Origin of the sequence: Thermomonas sp. (genome assembly GCF_046293095.1) — a bacterium.
Lineage (GTDB): Bacteria > Pseudomonadota > Gammaproteobacteria > Xanthomonadales > Xanthomonadaceae > Thermomonas.
This window is the reverse complement of record NZ_JBKBPN010000005.1, coordinates 45,897-61,670: the sequence shown is the minus strand read 5'-3', so window position 1 is coordinate 61,670 and position 15,774 is coordinate 45,897. Positions and strand designations below refer to the sequence as shown.

Annotated in this window: 14 protein-coding genes; 10 read left to right on the top strand and 4 right to left on the bottom strand. The window is 66.2% G+C overall.

Annotation, left to right across the window (positions count from 1 at the left end):
- Positions 1-35: 35 nt before the first annotated feature.
- Complete coding sequence (locus ACK4SG_RS10210; protein WP_409601644.1) at positions 36-1,301, bottom strand: flavohemoglobin expression-modulating QEGLA motif protein; 1,266 nt, start codon at positions 1,299-1,301, stop codon at positions 36-38.
- Complete coding sequence (gene rsgA, locus ACK4SG_RS10205) at positions 1,279-2,391, bottom strand: ribosome small subunit-dependent GTPase A (protein WP_409601765.1); 1,113 nt, start codon at positions 2,389-2,391, stop codon at positions 1,279-1,281. The genes ACK4SG_RS10210 and rsgA overlap by 23 nt, the downstream gene beginning before the upstream one ends.
- 128 nt (positions 2,392-2,519) lie before the next feature.
- On the opposite strand from rsgA, the gene ACK4SG_RS10200 reads away from it, so the two are divergent.
- The 5 genes from ACK4SG_RS10200 to grxD all read left to right on the top strand — a co-directional run bounded on the left by ACK4SG_RS10200 (position 2,520) and on the right by grxD (position 9,208).
- Positions 2,520-3,779 carry an aminotransferase class I/II-fold pyridoxal phosphate-dependent enzyme gene (locus ACK4SG_RS10200; protein ID WP_409601643.1) on the top strand — a complete coding sequence of 420 codons (1,260 nt, stop codon included), beginning with the start codon at positions 2,520-2,522 and terminating at the stop codon, positions 3,777-3,779.
- 233 nt (positions 3,780-4,012) lie between these two features.
- A complete protein-coding gene (locus ACK4SG_RS10195) occupies positions 4,013-4,867 on the top strand; it encodes a DNA-methyltransferase (RefSeq protein WP_409601642.1) in 855 nt (284 codons plus the stop codon).
- A complete protein-coding gene (locus ACK4SG_RS10190; RefSeq protein ID WP_409601641.1) occupies positions 4,864-7,584 on the top strand; it encodes an N-6 DNA methylase in 2,721 nt (906 codons plus the stop codon). The genes ACK4SG_RS10195 and ACK4SG_RS10190 overlap by 4 nt, the downstream gene beginning before the upstream one ends.
- On the top strand, positions 7,584-8,219 hold the full coding sequence (locus tag ACK4SG_RS10185) for an SGNH/GDSL hydrolase family protein (RefSeq protein WP_409601640.1): 636 nt from the start codon (positions 7,584-7,586) through the stop codon (positions 8,217-8,219). Before ACK4SG_RS10190 ends, ACK4SG_RS10185 begins: the two co-directional genes overlap by 1 nt.
- Before the next feature lie 65 nt (positions 8,220-8,284).
- A complete protein-coding gene (gene grxD / locus ACK4SG_RS10180; protein ID WP_409601639.1) occupies positions 8,285-9,208 on the top strand; it encodes a Grx4 family monothiol glutaredoxin in 924 nt (307 codons plus the stop codon).
- 178 nt (positions 9,209-9,386) lie between these two features.
- Here grxD and ACK4SG_RS10175 read toward each other — a convergent pair whose 3' ends face one another.
- Together ACK4SG_RS10175 and ACK4SG_RS10170 are read right to left on the bottom strand one after the other, a co-directional pair.
- A complete protein-coding gene (locus ACK4SG_RS10175) occupies positions 9,387-9,929 on the bottom strand; it encodes a DUF924 family protein (RefSeq protein WP_409601638.1) in 543 nt (180 codons plus the stop codon).
- Entirely contained in the window at positions 9,926-10,702 is a 777-nt protein-coding gene (locus ACK4SG_RS10170; protein ID WP_409601637.1) for an AMP nucleosidase, read from the bottom strand. Before ACK4SG_RS10170 ends, ACK4SG_RS10175 begins: the two co-directional genes overlap by 4 nt.
- A gap of 248 nt (positions 10,703-10,950) precedes the next feature.
- Here ACK4SG_RS10170 and ACK4SG_RS10165 point away from each other — a divergent pair, with 248 nt between their 5' ends.
- The 5 genes from ACK4SG_RS10165 (at position 10,951) to ACK4SG_RS10145 (ending at position 15,771) form a co-directional block, all read left to right on the top strand.
- Positions 10,951-12,333: an amidohydrolase gene (locus tag ACK4SG_RS10165; protein ID WP_409601636.1), complete on the top strand. Its 1,383-nt coding sequence runs from the start codon at positions 10,951-10,953 to the stop codon at positions 12,331-12,333.
- Positions 12,330-13,625, top strand: coding sequence for an amidohydrolase (locus ACK4SG_RS10160; RefSeq protein WP_409601635.1), 1,296 nt, complete (start codon positions 12,330-12,332; stop codon positions 13,623-13,625). Before ACK4SG_RS10165 ends, ACK4SG_RS10160 begins: the two co-directional genes overlap by 4 nt.
- A 108-nt stretch (positions 13,626-13,733) precedes the next feature.
- Positions 13,734-14,675, top strand: coding sequence for a DegV family protein (locus ACK4SG_RS10155; protein ID WP_409601634.1), 942 nt, complete (start codon positions 13,734-13,736; stop codon positions 14,673-14,675).
- Positions 14,676-14,738: 63 nt separating this feature from the next.
- Positions 14,739-15,083 carry a hypothetical protein gene (locus ACK4SG_RS10150; RefSeq protein WP_409601633.1) on the top strand — a complete coding sequence of 115 codons (345 nt, stop codon included), beginning with the start codon at positions 14,739-14,741 and terminating at the stop codon, positions 15,081-15,083.
- Positions 15,084-15,099: 16 nt separating this feature from the next.
- The gene (locus ACK4SG_RS10145) at positions 15,100-15,771 is read left to right on the top strand and encodes an ATP-binding protein (protein WP_409601632.1); all 672 of its coding nucleotides are present in this window, start codon (positions 15,100-15,102) and stop codon (positions 15,769-15,771) included.
- Positions 15,772-15,774 lie beyond the last annotated feature (3 nt).

The window sequence follows — 15,774 nt, the reverse complement described above, 5'->3', positions numbered from 1 at the left end:
CTGACAACGCCAGGATGGCGTTGTTCAGGTCTTCCCTACAGGTCGGCGACGCTTTCCGCCGACACCACCTGCTCCAGGCGGATGCGGTTGGCGAACAGCGAGAACGCGAGCGTGCCCGCCAGGCCGTTCGCGCGCGCCACCCACTGCGGCAACCAGCGCGGCTCGGCCAGCGTGCCGTCATCGAACAGCGGCGCGAAGCGCTGCACATCGGCCAGCGTCATCTTGCCGGCGAACAGCAGCCGGCACAGCCGCAGCTGGCGGTGCTTGAGGGCCCAGCGGAAGAAGGTATGCACGCCGATCAGGCCGCGCAGGTACACGGTGTCCTTGGTGAACGCAGCGCCACCGGTGGTCGGCACGCCGCGGAACACGCGCTGGGTGGAGGTGAAGCTTTCCACCTCGCTCTGCCCGGACTCGAGGAAGTAGCGGAACACCTGCAGGAAGTCGGCACCTTCCAGGGCCATCGCCACCGCCTCGATGCGCAGGCTGATCCGCTTCATGCGCTCGATGTCGATGTTGCCGGTGATCTGCTCGGCGAATACCGCCAGCCCTTCCTGGGTGGCGGTCACGCGCGGCGACGACAGCGCCAGGCTGGGCATGTTGCGCTGCTGCTGGCCGTTGAGCGCGGTCAACGAATGCACGTAGGCCTCGTGCTGCAGCAGTTGCTGCAGGTCGTAGTCGGAGAATGCGGCGCCAGCACGCAGGCGGATGCGGGTGGCGCCGGCGGCCGCCTTGGCGATCAGGTCGGGGTCCAGCGTCACCTCGACCACGCGGCCGTCGAAGAAGTCGTCCAGCTCCGCCTGCAGGCGCAGTGCCAGCGCGGTGGCGGAGATTTCCACCTGCTCAGGCAGGGTGATCAGCTCGCGGTCCAGTTCGTCCGCGACCAGCAGGAAATGGTTGGCCGCCTCGCGGGTGGTCGCACCGCCCGGCAGCGCCTGGTCGGGCGTGCCGAACAGCGCGATGGACAGATCCGTCACCTGCCGCGTGCCGAGGTGCTCCAGCAGTTCCGCGGCCAGCACCCAGCCCTGCGCCGACTCCACCAGGTACTGGCCCAGCGGATGGGTGGGGTCGGCCGCGGCGGCGATGGCAGCCAGCTCACGGCGGGCCTCCGAGAAGTCGTGCTTCGGGTACTGGTAGGTGGGCAGCCGCGGGTTGCCGCGCGCCCAGCCAGACAGGAATTTCTGCTGCTCGCTGGCCGGCCAGCTGGCCAGGCTGAGCAGGCGGATCGGCTTGGCCGCGCGCGCCAGGCGCGCATCCAGCGCAGCGTGATGGGCGATGGCGTCAGCGCCGGCCATGCGTCCCATCCGGCCGCTTGTGGGGCGGCTTGCCCATCGTGCGTGCCCCGGTCTTCTGCGCCAGCCGCGCCGCCAGCTGCCGCGCGGCGCCCGCTACCTCTTCGGACAATTTGAGGAAGTTGGCGACGCGCTCGGCCGCCAGCTCACCGCGCTCCACCGCCGCGCGCACGGCGCAGCCGGGCTCCTTGACATGCCGGCAATCGCGGAAGCGGCACTGCGCGGCCAGCGCCTCGATGTCGGCAAAGCTCTCCGCCACGGCTTCCTCGCCGGTCGGTTTGAGTTCGCGCATCCCCGGCGTATCGATCAGGCAGGCGCCGGACGGCAGCGCGATCAGGGCGCGATGGGTGGTGGTATGGCGGCCACGCGCGTCGCTGGCGCGGACGGCGCCCGTCTTCATCTTCTCGGTGCCCAGCAGCGTGTTGGTCAGGGTGGACTTGCCCGCGCCGGAGCTGCCCACCAGCACAATGCTGTGACCCGGCAGCAACCACGGCGCCAGCACTTCGGCAGCGGCCGGATGCTTGGCATTCACCGCGCGCACCGGCACCTCCAGCGCGCGCAGGTCAGCCAACGCGGCATCGACATCGACGCCATCCTTGTCCGCCTTGGTCAACACCACCACCGGCTGCACGCCGCTGCCGGCGACCAGCAGCAGATAGCGCTCGATCCGGCGAAGGTTGAAGTCGGCGTCCAGGCCGCAGACCACGAACACGGTGTCGATGTTGGCGGCGATCACCTGCTGGCGGTAGTGCTCCCCGGCCGCGCCACGCTTGATCGCGGAAAAGCGCGGCAGCAGCGCGACGATGCGCAGGGCATGCGGCGCCTCACCTTCCACCAGCACCCAGTCGCCCACCGCGGGGCGGGCTTCGGGGCTGATGTCGCCCTTGCGGTAACTGCCGGCGCGCTGCCATTCCGGCAACGACTCGGCCGGGAACACGGCATCCAGGGTTTCGCAAACCCGGTAACCGCTGCGGTGCTGCTCGACGATGCGGGCCGGCCGCGCCGCAGGATGCGCCGCCAGCCGGTCCGCCCAGGCGGGAGGGAGGGTCTCCGGCATCCAGTGCCAGCCGATGGCGGACAGCGTGGGCGACGCGGCAGGCAGGATCATGCGGAATGGCCAGGGGTCATGCGGCGGATTCTAGCCCCGGCCGGGCGCGCCGGGCCGGCGAACGCCGCGCCGGCACCGCATTTCCGCTAGGCTTTGCCATCCTTATCCGCCCGCCTACGCCGATGTCCGCGTTCACCCCCCGCAACAGGATCGCCACCCGCACCCGCCTGACCGAAGTCCGCTACGAAATCCGGGGAGAACTGGCGCGGCGGGCGCGGGAGCTGGAGAGCCAGGGCCGCAAGCTCATCAAGCTCAACATCGGCAACCCCGGCGCGTTCGGGTTCCGCGCGCCCGAGCACCTGCAGGACGCCATCGCCGGCCGCATCGCCCGCACCGACCCGTACACCCACCAGCAGGGGCTGCCGGAAGCGCGCGAAGCCATCGCCGCGTTCCACAGGCAGCGCGGCACGCCGAACGCGGTGCCGGAGCGGGTGTTCGTGGGCAACGGCGTGTCCGAGCTGATCGACATCTCGCTGCGCGCATTGCTGAACCCCGGCGAGGAAGTGCTGGTGCCCTCGCCCGACTACCCGCTGTGGAGCGCCGCGACCATCCTCAACGACGGCCGCCCGGTCTTCTACAAGCTGGACCGCGAGAACGGCTTCCTGCCAGACCCCGAGCAGATCGAGGCGCTGGTGTCCTCGCGCACCCGCGCCATCGTGCTGATCAACCCCAACAACCCCACCGGCGCCACCTATCCGCGCGACCTGCTGGAGCGCATCGTCGAGATCGCCCGCCGCTACCGGCTGCTGCTGCTGGTGGACGAGATCTACGACGGCATCCTGTATGACGACGCCACCTTCCAGCCGGTCGCGCCGCTGGCCGGCGACCTGCCGTGCCTCAGCTTCGGCGGCCTGTCCAAGGTGCACCGCGCCTGCGGCTGGCGCGTGGGCTGGGCGGTACTGAGCGGGGACCCGCTGGCCTGCAGCGACTACCACCATGCGCTGGACCTGCTGAGCGCACTGCGCCTGTGTGCCAACGTGCCGGGGCAGTTCGCCATCGAGCAGGCCCTGCATGGCGCCGACACCATCGGCGAACTGGTCCGCCCCGGCGGCCGCCTCTACGAAACCCGCCGTGCATTGATCGACAGCTGCGCTGCCAGCGAGCATCTCTCGCTGGTCACACCGGCCGGCGCGCTGTACGGCTTCCCGCGCGTGGTGGGCGACGCCGCACAGGGTTTCGACGACCACGAATTCGCGCTGGAAATGCTGGAGAAGGAAGACGTGCTGATCGTCCCGGGCACCAGCTTCAACGTGCCCTACCGCGACCACTTCCGCGTCACCCTGCTGCCGGAGGCGCCGGTGTTGCGCGAAGTGTTCAACCGTGTGGACCGCGTGCTGACCCGGTGCGCGGAGCGGACGCAGCGGCAGAGCGCGGTGGCCTGACCAATAACCACCGCCAAGTCTTATCTCTTGAGACGGGGTCTGCTTAGCATCGTTTTAGTGGCCGTGAGATGGCCGATCCGAATGACGACTGTAATCTATCTTCAACTCAAGCATCCCTGCCCAATCCCTATGGCACCCTCGCTGCAATCCACGAATAAAGCAGTGACCTACAAGGCGCTTGATAAGTGAAATACCTTGGCGGACGGCTACACGAAGGTGACTGCCTAGAGATCATGAAGCGACTCGACGATGCTTCGGTCGATATGATCCTATGTGATCTCCCCTATGGCACCACACAAAATGGATGGGACAGTGTCATTCCGCTTGACCAGCTGTGGGCGCAGTATCAACGCATCATCAAGCCCAACGGTGTCATTGCCCTCACCGCGCAGGGAATTTTTACCGCGCGGCTGATCATGAGCAACGAGCGCTGGTTTCGCTACAAGTTTGTTTGGATAAAGAGCAAGCCCACGAACTTCCTCAATGTCCGCAGGATGCCACTACGGCAGCACGAGGACATCTGCATTTTCTACGGCCGCCAACCGAACTACACTCCAGTCATGTCAAAGGGCGAGCCCTACGACAAAGGCACGCGCAAGGCGCAATACACGGGCAGCTACGGCGACTTTCGACCCGTCCAAGTCAAGAGCGACGGTGACCGTTATCCTACTGATACGCTCTACTGCAAAACTGCGGAAAGCGAAGCTGGCGGCCGCGTTTGGCATCCTACGCAAAAGCCTGTTGCGCTGGGTCGCTACCTGATCCGAATGTTCACTGGCGAGGGTGATGTGGTGCTAGATAACGCGTTCGGCAGCGGTAGCTTCCTAGTAGCTGCAGCACTGGAAGGTCGCCGTTTCATTGGAATCGAAAAAAACAAAGAAGTACATCTTTTTAAAGAACAGCGCATCGACTACATGGAAGTCGCTAGGCAGCGACTTGCGGAAGTGGAAGCCGCAATGAAGAAAAATCAATCCATACCGCCATTGTTTTCTGCACTGCAGCCTGCCGCGCGCGCAGGGCAGTCCAATCGCCGCGGAATGGTCGACATCGACCACGTGATCTGCAATTCGCAACGGGAAACCGCATGAACATTGGCGTCGCTTCCTACAACGAACGCTCGTGGGCAATCGATCTGATCGGACATATCAAGCATCTCGTTAAAAATAACAACCGCTCGATTAAAGATGCGGGAGGTGAACAGACCATCCGTGCGGAAGGTGGAAGCTTATTCCCTGATGTCCTGCTGTTCGGCGACAGCGCAACAGCACGCATCCTGCAAGGCTGGGAACTCAAAATGCCTGACACGGATATTAATGACATCGAATTCCGTTCGAACGCAGAAGCGAAAGCGCGCGCGCTTGGCCTCGACAGTTTCGTACTATGGAATGTAACCCATGCGCGCCTGTATGTGCGCACCCCGGATTCAAGTGACTATGCGATCACCCATGAATGGATCGATCTTGCGGATATCACTGCACGCACGGCAGTCGTGGCAAACCGGCGGCGTTGGGAAGCGCTGGCAACGTTGATTATTGGTCATCTCAATGATTTGTTCGACGGTGGAACGCTCGAAGGACGGCAGTTCATCGATGCCTATCAAAGCGGCGGCATCACCGAGCTAATCATGCAGAACAGCGGGCAGACGGCCGAGGCATTGGCCGAAGCCGCGCGTCGCAACGTGCGCTTGCACGCCGAAATAACTTTATGGTGGGAACACTATAAATCCGAATATGCCGGCGGCAACAGAGAGCAAGTACTTGCCCGGGCAGTAATTTCGAACTGGATCGGCAAGATCCTATTCGCCCACATTCTGCGCGAACGAGATAAGCGCGCAGCACGCGTTGCCGAGATAGACGAAGACACAACGCCTGTGCAGGCACTAGTACTGTTCGAAAGAATTTCTGCAGAATGCAATTTCTGGACGATCTTTTCCAACAGCCTCGCCCTAGATACGATTCCCAGCGCAGCCTGGAACCAGCTCAAACAGTTCAACCGCCTATTGTCAGACCTGCGCGTTGGCGCCATCGACCAGACCCAGCTTTCGCACATTCTTGAAGCGACGGTGGAAGTGGCCTTGCGCAAACTGCGCGGCCAGTACCCAACGCCAATGCCACTAGCTCGACTGCTTGTCCAGCTATGCATTCGGGACACGGTCGACGATCGCATGCTAGATCCATGCTGCGGCAGCGGCACGATTGCGCGCGCGGCACTGGAGCAGAAATTAGCGGCCGGCGTACCGTTCGAACAGGCTGCAGCCACGGTATTCGCAGGAGATCAAGACCCGCAAGCCGTTCAGATTGCGACATTCGCGCTTGCCAAACCCGGTTTAATGCACTTGCCGATACGAATCTTCCAGCGCGATGCCTTCACGCTTGAGCCGAACACCGCTATTGTGCTCCGCAATCCAACTGACGGCAGTGAATTTTCCGAGACCCTCGGGCAGTTCGAAGCAATCGCCAGCAATCTTCCCTTTATCGATCAGAATGGGCGAGCGCCATTCGAAAAAGCGATCACACGGGTTCGGGAGTTCCTTGGCCAGGCATCAGCCAGACTTCCCGCCCGTTCCGATATCGCTGCATATCTGCCTTTTTCCCTGCACTCCTTACTGACCGACAGAGGGCGCCTCGGCATAATTATCACTAATGCATGGCTCGGCACCGACTGGGGTGATGCTTTCCACGATTTGCTCGGCCGCTACTACAAACTCATCAGTGTTATCACCTCCGGGGCAGGCCGCTGGTTCCAAAACAGTGACGTCGTTGCCAATATCCTAATTTTGGAGAAAAAATCCGACCCGCAGCAACCGAGTGGATCCGTTCGATACATTGTACTTAATCGCCCTCTGGAAGAAATGACCGATGCGGAGTCAATAAACCTTACGGCCGCGCAGATCGAACTTGGCCGAGTCCAGCACGACACACTAACCATCCGTTCGGTCGACCAACCAACCCTTACCCGATTCAGGAAACTCGGCCTAGGCGGTAATGCGCAATTCGTGGATTGCGAGTGGATTCTGGAGCTACCGCTCGTGCCCTTGAAAAATATATTCAACATTCGACGTGGCGAACGCCGCGGCATGAATGCCCTGTTCTACCCACGCCCAGGTCACGGGATCGAAGCCAATTACATCAAACCGCTAGCGAAGGGCCCTAGCGAATTCAAAAGACCGACCTGCGCTGCGACTAGAGAAGCGTTCTCATGCTCCCGCAGCTTGGACGAATTGAAGGCACTTGGCCATTACGGCGCACTCGAATGGATCAGGCGATTCGATAGTCCGAAAAATGTGAAGAAATTAGCTCGTTACGGACGATATTGGTACGAGATGAAGGCCGATGCGTTGACCGATTTGGTTATGTTCATCAACTATGGATCTCGCCTATTTGTCGGCCGCGTCAATCCCCCAGCGTTTGCGGATCAACGGCTGATATGTTTGTATCCACGCGGAGATGCAGACATTGATCTGTGCCACGCCCTGTTGAACTCGACTATCGCAATGTTCATCATAGAAGGTATGGGATTCGGCCGTGGGCTGGGTGCGCTCGACCTAAACAAGGACAGGATCGAGGACTACATGCACATGCTCGATTTCCACCAACTCGACCAAGCGGGAGTTAACAGCATCAAGGCGGCGTTTATACCACTCCTTCAGCGCGAGATCCTTGCCGTAGCGGATGAGCTGGAACAAGCCGACCGGAAAGCCTTCGATGATGCTGTATTGCGGGCATTTGGGATTCAGGTGCCCCGACAGCGCATCTACGACGCCTTGCTCGCCCTGATCTCTATCCGCGAGGCAGCGACGAATTGATGGCCGCTACAGACGCCACACCTGTAAGTTTTCTCGCACTGGGCGACTCCTACACCATCGGCGAAGGCGTCGAACCCGCCGACCGCTGGCCGATGCAGCTTGCCGCACGCCTGCGCGAGGCTGGCATCGCCATCGCCGACCCACGCATCATCGCCACCACCGGCTGGACCACCGACGAGCTGGCCGCGGCGATGGACGCGGCCGAACCGCTGGGCGAGTGGGACCTCGTGTCGCTGCTGATCGGCGTCAACAACCAGTACCGCGGCCGCCCGGTGGACGAGTATGTCGGCCAATTCCAGCGCCTGCTGCGACGGTCGATTGCACTGGCCGGCGGCCGCGCCGACCGGGTGCTGGTGCTGTCCATTCCCGATTGGGGCGTGACCCCATTCGCCCAAGCCAGCGGGGGCGACCGCGCAGCCATCGCAGACGACCTGGACGCCTACAACGCCGCCGCGCGTGAGCTGTGCGTGGCGGCCGGGGTGGCATTCGTCGACATCACTGGCATCTCCCGCGCCCCTGACACGGCAGGCCTGCTGGCGGAGGACGGCCTGCACCCCTCCGCGGCGCAGTACGCGCGCTGGACCGACGCGGCGCTGCCGGTGGCGCGACGCTTGCTGGCAGCCTGCCCGGCGTGACTATCGCCATCCGTGCGCCGCGGCCAACCGGGTAAAATGGCGACCTCCCCTGCCGGACCTCCGCCATGTCACTCGACCCTGCCCTGCGCGCCCGCATCGAATCGCTGCTGGCCGCCAACCCCGTCGTCCTGTTCCTGAAAGGCACGCCGGACGCGCCGCAGTGCGGCTTCTCCGCCAAGGCCGTGGGCGCGCTGGACGCCGCCGGCGCAACCTATGCGCACGTGGACGTGCTGGCGGACCCCGAGATCCGCGAAGGCATCAAGGCCTACGGCGACTGGCCGACCATCCCGCAGCTCTATATCAGCGGCGAGCTGGTGGGCGGCAGCGACATCATCGTGCAGATGGCCGGCAGCGGCGAACTGCACGCCGCGCTGGGCCTGCCCGCACCCGACCGCACCCCGCCGCAGATCACCATCACCCCGGCCGCCGCCGAGATGTTGCAGCAGGCACTGGCCAACGCCGGCGAGGGCTACGCACTGCAGGTTGATGTGGACAAAGCCTTCAACGCGCGCCTGCAACTAGCGCCGGTGGATCCTGCGGCCATCGCCAGCGAATCCGCCGGTATCCGCGCGCAGTTCGATCTTGCCAGCGCCCAGCGCGCACGCGGCATGACCATCGACTGGGTGGAAGACGCCCGCGGCAAGGGGCTGGTGATCGACAACCCCAACGCGCCGCCCAAGGTGCGTCCGATCACGCCGGCCCAGGCCGAGGAGCGGGTCAAGGCCGGCACCCTCACCCTGGTCGACGTGCGCCCGCTGGACGAGCGCCTGATGGCGGAAGTGCCGGTGCCGTATCGCCACCTGGACAACGGAGCCGCCGAGCTGGAAGCGTTGCCGAAAGACACGCCGCTGGCCTTCCTGTGCCTGTCGGGCGGGCGCAGCGCGCAGGCGGCCGAGCATTTCCGCGCACTGGGTTTCCGCGATCTCTACAACGTCCAAGGCGGCATCGCCGCCTGGTCGATGTACGACCCGAGCGTGCCGCGCTATTGACGGCCTTGGCCCGGGCCGGAAAGGTCCGAGCAACGCCACCCTGGCGATGAAAGCCCACGCCGAGCCCGGCCCATGTCCGGGCCTCTGCGCACACGCATCCATCGCTTGCACAATCGATGCGTGCCTGGCCATCTGTGCCCGACGGGAACCTCCGGATTGTTCGGAGATCCCCAGGGCATCAGAATCCGCCGCCCGCATCCAGCCACGCCTGCTCGTCCGGCGTATTGATCCGCCCCAGCGCGGCGTTGCGGTGCGGGAAGCGGCCGAAACGCGCGATCACGTCGCGATGGGCCACGGCATAGCCCAGCAGATTGGCGTCGCCCAGCGCGGTGAACAGGTCAACCGCGCGCTGCTGGTCGGCCAGCGCTTCGGAATGCTCGAACGGCAGGTAGAAGAAAAACCGCAACGCCGGCTCGACCCGGGCATCGAACCCCGCGTCGAGGGCGCGACTGGCCATGTGCAGGGCCAGCGGATCGGTGGCGAAGGCGTGTGCGCTGCCGCGGAAGATGTTGCGCGGGATCTGGTCCAGCAACAGCACCAGTGCCAGCGCACCGTCGGCATCGGACAGCCAGTCGTCGCACTCGCGGCGGGCCGCGGCGAAATGCGCGTCCTGCCAGCGCGTCCGGCAGTCGGCGTCGAACGCCGCCCCGCCGCGGAACCACTTGCCCATGCCCGCCTCGCGCCAGAAGGCGAGCAGGGCCGCGGCGACATCGTGGTTCACTCGTCGAACCGCAGGTGCCGGACCGACTTGCCGTTGCGGCGGATCAGCTTCAGCGCCTCGATGCCGACCTGGATGTGGCTGCGCACGAACTCGGCCGACACCTTGGCGTCGCTGGCCTCGGTCTTCACCCCTTCCGGGATCATCGGCTGATCGGACACCAGCAGCAGCGCGCCGCAGGGAATGCGGTTGGCGAAACCGGCGGCGAACACGGTGGCGGTCTCCATGTCGATGGCCATGCAGCGCATCGCCCGCAGCCGTTCCTTGAATTCGTCGTCGTGTTCCCAGACCCGGCGGTTGGTGGTGAACACAGTGCCGGTCCAGTAGTCCAGCTCCATGTCGCGGATGGTGGTGGAGATCACGCGCTGCATCGCGAACGCGGGCAGTGCCGGCACCTGCGGTGGCAGGTAGTCGTCACTGGTGCCCTCGCCGCGGATGGCGGCGATCGGCAGCACCAGGTCGCCCAGCTGGTTCTTGCGCTTCAGGCCGCCGCACTTGCCAAGGAACAGCACGGCCTTGGGCTCGATGGCGGACAGCAGGTCCATCACCGTGGCGGCATTGGGGCTGCCCATGCCGAAGTTGATCATGGTGATGCCGTCGGCGGTGGCGCTGGGCATGGGCCTGTCGGTGCCGACGATCGGCGCGCCGGTGAGCTCGGAGAAAAGCGTGAGGTAGCCACCGAAATTGGTCAGCAGGATGTGTTGGCCGAAGCCGTCCAGCGGCACCCCGGTGTAGCGCGGCAGCCAGTTGTTGACGATGTCCTGTTTACTCTTCATGGGCGATCCTTGTTTTGCGCCGATTCTAAGGAATCTCCAAAAACTCCGGAAATTCCCTAAGGCGATGGATGCGTGTGAGCCGGGCCCGGACATCTGCCGGGCCCGGCGTGGGCTGACAATTGCTAGGGGGGCGTTGTTCAGACCTTCCCTGACCGGCCGCCCCGCGACCCATGACCTCGGTCATGTGGCGGCCGCCGCGGGTTGACGCTAGGGTGCGAGCACGCACCAACGCACATGGGGAACCCTGCATGAAACCGTTGACCGCCGCCGTCCTGGCGGCGCTGCTGGCCGGCTGCGCCAGCACGCCGCAGAAGCCGGCCACGCCCGCGAAGCCCTACGACTTCGCCGCCGATCCGTATCCCAGCACTTACCAGCGCGTGGCCTCGCCGCCCATCCTGCTGCAGCACGCCACCGTGCTCACCGGCACCGGCACGCGGCTGGACGATGCCGACGTGCTGATGCGCGACGGCCGGATCGCCGCCGTCGGCCAGGCCCTGGAGGCACCGGCCGACGCCGTGCGCGTGGACGCTACCGGAAAGTGGATCACGCCCGGCATCATCGACATCCACTCCCACCTCGGCGTCTACCCCAGCCCGGGGGTGAGCGCGCACAGCGACGGCAACGAAGCGACCTCGCCGGTGACCCCCAATGTCTGGGCGGAACACTCGATCTGGCCGCAGGACCCCGGCTTCCTCACCGCACTGGCAGGCGGCGTCACCAGCCTGCAGGTGCTGCCGGGCAGCGCCAATCTCATCGGCGGCCGCGGCGTGACCCTGAAAAACGTGCCGGCCACCACCTACCAGGGGATGAAGTTCCCCGGCGCGCCCTGGGGCCTGAAGATGGCCTGCGGCGAGAACCCGAAGCGCGTCTATGGCCAGCGCGGCGGCCCCGGCACCCGCATGGGCAACGTGGCGGGCTACCGCGCCGCCTTCGCCGAAGCCGCCGAGTACATGAAGAAGCGCAAGGCCGGCGGCAAGGACGCCGAAGGCAAGCGCGACTACAAGAACGACACCCTGGCCGGTGCCATCAACGGCGACATCCGGGTGAACATCCACTGCTACCGCGCGGACGAGATGGCCACCATGCTGGACCTGGCCAAGGAGTTCGGCTTCAAGATCGCCGCCTTCCACCACGGCGTGGAGGCCTACAAGATCGCCGACCGGCTGGCCGCCGAAGGCGTTTGCGGCGCGCTGTGGGCCGACTGGTGGGGCTTCAAGATGGAGAGCTTCGACGGCATCCAGGAAAACATCGCGCTGGTGGACCGCGTGCCCGGCGGCTGCGCCATCGTGCACTCCGACTCCGAGGAAGGGATCCAGCGGCTCAACCAGGAAGCGGCCAAAGTGATCGCCAACGCCCGCCGCGCCGGCATGGCCATCGCGCCGGAGCGCGCCATCCGCTGGCTGACCGCCAACCCCGCCAAGGCGATGGGGATCGACCACCAGACCGGCACGCTGGAAGCCGGCAAGATGGCCGATGTGGTGCTGTGGAACGGCAACCCGTTCAGCAGCTACGCGCAGGCGGAACAGGTGTACATCGACGGCGCCCGCCTCTACGACCGCCGCGACCCCGCGCGCCAGCCGCGCTCGGACTTCATGCTTGGCCAATCCACCACGACCGGAGGTGTGCGATGAACCTGCGTCCCCTTCGGCGCCTGGCGCTGGCCGCGGCCCTGCTGGTCGCCACCGGCACCGCCACGGCGCAGGACCTGCTGGTCCGCAACGCCACCGTGCACACCGCCACCGCACGCGGCACCCTGCGCAATACCGACGTGCTGGTGAAAGCCGGCCGCATCGCCGCCATCGGCCAAGGCCTGGCCGCGAGCGGCGTGCCGGTGGTTGACGCGCAGGGCGCGCCGCTGACGCCGTCGCTGTTCGGCGGCATCACCGACATCGGCGTGGAGGAGGTGTCCGGCGAGTCGTCCACCGTGGACGCCACCCTGACGCTGGGCGCGAATGCCGCCGACATGCGGGTGCGCCCGGAGTTCGACGTCACCCTGGCCTACAACCCCGACTCGGTGCTGGTGCCGGTGGCGCGGATGGAAGGCATCGGCTGGACCCTGCTGTCGGCAGGCAGCCGCCCGGGGGGCTCGCTCATCGGCGGCCAGGGCGGCGTGGTGCGGCTGGACGGCAGCCTGGACGCGGTGGGCCCGCGCGCGCTGTTCGTCACCCTGGGCGGCGACGGCGCCAGCCTGAGCGGCAGTTCGCGGGCCGCCCAGTGGATGCTGCTGGACCAGCTGGTGGACGAGGTGCGCGGCCGCATCCCGCAGGACTCGCAGTTCGCCCTGCTCACGCCGGCCGGCCGCACGACGCTGGCCCGGTACATCGGCGGCGGTGGCCGCGTGATGGTGCGGGTGCAGCGCGCGGCCGACATCGCCCGGCTGCTGCGCTGGGCCAGGCAGCGCGACGTGCGCATCGCCGTGGTGGGCGGCGCCGAGGCGTGGAAGGTGGCGCCACAACTGGCCGCCGCGGGCGTGCCGGTGTTCGTGGACGCGCTGGCCAACCTGCCGGCCGACTTCGACGAGATCGGCGCAACCCTGGAGAACGCCGCGCGCCTGCACGCGGCCGGCGTAGCGGTGTCGTTCTTCCAGGGTGGCGATGCCTCGCACAACGCGCGCAAGATCCGCCAGCTGGCGGGCAACGCGGTGGCCAACGGGCTGCCGTGGGAGGCCGGCCTGGCCGGGCTGACCGCGGTGCCGGCGGCGGCGCTGGGCACCGGCGGCGCGGTTGGCGCCACCATCGCGGTGGGCCAGCGCGCCGACCTGGTGCTGTGGACCGGCGATCCGCTGGACGTGGCCAGCGTGGCAAGCCAGGTCTGGCTGGACGGCCGCGCCATCCCCATGCGCAGCCGCCAGACCGAACTGCGCGACCGCTACATGCACCCCGACAACGGCCTGCCCCGCAGCTATCCGGACGGCGCGCGCTGACCCCGCAACGCGGCGCGGCCATCCCTGTGGCCGCGCCGCACAATGCATGCCGGCGCGAGTTGCGGTAGGTTCACCGTCCATAACGAAGAAACGGGAAAGGGAAGCGCCATGCGCATCGGGATCATCGCGGATTCGGCCTGCGACCTGCCGAACGATTTCATCGAACGTGAAAACATCACCATCCTGCCGGTGACGGTGCAGATCGGCCAGGCGGTTCTGGCGGACGTGCGCAACGAAGAGGCCACCATGAGCTTCCTCAGCGGCGAGACCGCGGCGCGCGCTTTCGAAGCGGAAACCACACCGTTCACCGTGCAGCAGGTCCACGACCTGTTCCTGAACAAGCTGGTGCACGACTACGACTACGTGTTCTGCATCACCACCACGCGCACCCGCAGCGGCATCCACGACAACGCGCAGCAGGCCAGCTTCACCATCCTCAACGACTACAAGCAGGTGCGCTCGGCGTCAGGCAACAACACGCCCTTCGCGCTGCGCGTGATCGACAGCCAGAGCGTCTTCGCCGGCGTGGGCATCCCGGTGATCGAAGCCGCACGCATGCGCGCAGCCGGCGAAACGCCGCCGCGCATCCGGGCGCACCTGGAGAGCGTGGCGGCCAAGACCCACACCTACATGGTGGCGCCGGACCTGAACTACCTGCGCAACCGCATCAAAAAGCGCGGCGACAAGAGCGTCAGCTTCCTAAGCGCCGCACTGGGCACCGCACTGGACATCAAGCCGATCCTGCACTGCAACCAGGGTGAAACCGGCCCGGTGGGCAAGGTGAAGGGCTTTTCCGCGGCCAGCAAGAAGCTGTTCGAATTCACCAGCGAGCGCGTGGCCTCCGGTCTGCTGGTGCCCACCATCAACCTGAGCTACGGCGGCGCGCTGGACGAGATGCGCGCCCTGCCCGGCTACGAGCAGCTGCGCAACGTCTGCGCCGACCGCGGCGTGGAGGTGTACGAGAGCTTCATGGGGCTGTCCGGCCTGGTAAACGTGGGCCGGGGCGCGCTGGTGGTCGGCTTTGCGGCACAACCGCACCGCTTCGGCTGACCGATACGTGGCCTCCACACCGCCACCGGCACACTGCGCTCCCCTTTCCCACACGACCCGCCCATGACGATGCGCTACTACATCCGCCTGCCCGACCCCAGCCTCGCCCGCGGCGACGATCCCGACCTCAGCTTCCATTCGCAGGGGGCCGAGGGCTTCGCCGAGGAACTGCAGCAAGCGCTGCGCGAGGACGCGCTGTTCCTGCGCTGGCAGGCCAAGCAGGAGGAGCCCGACGACGTCGATCCCGCGCTGGGCGCCACCGATCCGGAGGCCCGGGTCAGCGGCCAGCAGGCCGACCTGCACGTCGACCTGGTAGTGGACACACGCCTGCCGTCCGCAGTGCTGCGCCAGCGCATGGCGCTGCTGGCCGGCAGCCACTGGCAGCTGCGCGACGTCACCGCGGCCTGACCCCGTAACGCCCGCCATGACGCCGGTGCTGCTGTCATGGAGCGGCGGCAAGGATGCCGCTTGGGCGCTGCAGGCGCTGCGCCATCGGAGGGAGGTCGAGGTGGTCGGTCTGCTGACCACGCTGACCGAAGGCTTCGACCGCGTGTCGATGCAGGGCATCCGTCGTGAGGTCCTGCACGCGCAGGCCCGGGCGGCCGGCCTGCCATTGATCGAGTCGTGGATCCCGCAGGCTGCCGACAACGCGGCCTATATCGCCAGCTTCACGAACGCGTTGGCAGACGCACGGGCGCGCTGGCCGGGCCTGTCCCACCTTGCATTCGGGGATCTGTTCCTGGCGGACATCCGTGCATGGCGCGAGGCGCTGTGCGCCGACCTAGGCTGGACGCCGCTGTTCCCGCTATTCGGCAACGACACCCGGTCGCTGGCACGCACGATGCTCGAAGGCGGCCTGCGCGCCCACCTGTGTTGCGTGGATACGACCCGGCTCGATGCGGCCTTCGCCGGCCATGCCTTTGACAGCGCGCTGCTCGACGCCCTGCCCGCCGGCATCGACCCTTGCGGCGAGTATGGGGAATTCCACACCTGCGTTTTTGCCGGACCGATGTTCGATACGCCACTGGCGCTGCAACGCGGCGCCACCGTGCTGCGCGACCGGCGCTTCGCCTACACCGACTTCAAGCTGGCCTGAGCG